This window comes from Okeania sp. SIO2B9, assembly GCF_010672505.1.
GTDB lineage: Bacteria > Cyanobacteriota > Cyanobacteriia > Cyanobacteriales > Microcoleaceae > Okeania > Okeania hirsuta.
This window is the reverse complement of sequence record NZ_JAAHGK010001482.1, coordinates 1-1,712: the sequence shown is the minus strand read 5'-3', so window position 1 is coordinate 1,712 and position 1,712 is coordinate 1. Positions and strand designations below refer to the sequence as shown.

Annotated in this window: 1 protein-coding gene and 1 pseudogene; both read right to left on the bottom strand. The window is 32.6% G+C overall.

What is annotated here, in order from left to right; translation table 11 throughout:
- Positions 1 to 238: 238 nt before the first annotated feature.
- The gene (locus F6K13_RS31885; protein WP_124143614.1) at positions 239 to 568 is read right to left on the bottom strand and encodes a helix-turn-helix transcriptional regulator; all 330 of its coding nucleotides are present in this window, start codon (positions 566 to 568) and stop codon (positions 239 to 241) included.
- Positions 569 to 735: 167 nt separating this feature from the next.
- Positions 736 to 1,473 (bottom strand): annotated as a pseudogene (arsS, locus tag F6K13_RS31880) (arsenosugar biosynthesis radical SAM (seleno)protein ArsS); the annotation flags it as partial.
- Positions 1,474 to 1,712: the final 239 nt, after the last annotated feature.

Below are 1,712 nucleotides of genomic sequence, written 5' to 3'. Positions count from 1 at the left end.
TGGAAAAAAGAGAAGACAAAATGAGGATTGGATAGAATTTTTTGGATTTTTAATTAAGCGGTGATGATATTAGTATTACCCTGATTTTCAGATTTGCTGCCAAATTTTACTGAAAAATTTGTGGGTATGCGCCTCCCCTTTTAAGGGAAAAAAAAGAGAATATTTCTTATGCCAAGCATCCTGATTGTAGAGGTACTGATAACTGTTAACTGATAACTGAAATAATCAGGCATTTCAGTTAATCATTATTGACACAAAGGTGAGCTGGTAAGGGGCTAATTTTTTGATATTCTGATAGGTACTTTTCTAAACTTTCAAGTTGAGATAAATTAAGACTGTAATATATCCAACGACCATCCTGGCGACTTTTAACTAAAGCAGCTTCTTTGAGATTTTTGAGATGAAAAGATAGTTTGGACTGAGAAACTTGAAGGCGATCGCATATATCACACACACATAGTTCTTGTGTACGCAACAGTTCTAATATTTTAATTCGTAATGGGTCAGAAAGTGCCTGAAAGCTTGCTGCCATATAAGTAGGGGATAAGTTTAGTGATGTTTCTAGCATTATTCTTGTGATAATTTGCTGGCTTTGTATATAAGTTAGTAATATATAGTATTGCTAATTTAGATATTATCATAGATTTGGGAATTCAGGAAATTAAACATCTCTAAATTAATCCTTTAGTAGTAGCTTGGGGATTAATTTAAACTATATTTTTTACTTGCTCTAAATTATATTAATGACCCACTGCAACTAGAGCCACAACCTGCTGTACAACCGTAACAATAATTTTCTGTCTGCACTTGTTCAATTATGTCTAAACTATTAGCTTCTAATAACTTAGCTACTGTGATTTTTTCAATTTTGTTAGTTTGAGCTGGGATCTTTTCCATCTGATTAAAGTCACAGTCATAGACATTACCTAAATAATCAATTGATAATTCATTTCGACACATTAAATTTTCTACAGTCTCAGAATTAAAATTTGACTCCAAAAAATCTAGATAAGGCTGATATATTTTTCTATTTTGCAGATATAGCTTAGTTCTACCTATGGGTAAATTGGTAATTGTAAGAAGTTGGTTAAAGTAGATGTTAAAATTCTCTTCTAAATATTTTTTATAATCTTCCTCTAGATTTTTTTGATTAGGAGGAAGGGTAAATTTATTTTTCTTTGGAACGGGAGGATTATAAACTAAATCTAAGATAAGATGTCGATCTTTTCCATATCCTAATTTGTTTAACCATTGCAATGCTTTAATTGATTCACTATAAACGCCATAACCGCGCATTTTATCGACATTATCTTCTAAATAACAAGGCAATGATGCCACAATTCTCAGTTGATTGTCAGCACAATATTCTGGAATATCTGCAAATCCTTTAACAAAATAAATTGTTAAATTAGAACGAACAATCACTTCTTTTTTATTTGTTCTAGCAGCTTTAACTAATTGTTTAAAACCATAATAGAGGCAGGAGTCCACCACGGAGACGATCTGGTCAACCCAGGCGTCCCTCGAGAGATACATCGGCATGTTGTGGAACGCGGAAACCTAAATAAACAAAATATGTCAATTTTAAAATTAATTAATACTAGGCTAAAAAAAGAGACCATCCCACGAGTTTATCTGGACAGGACACTCGAAAATTTCAATCAGAACTGATGCTAGGCTCATAAAAAGACCACCGACGGAATATTCCTGGA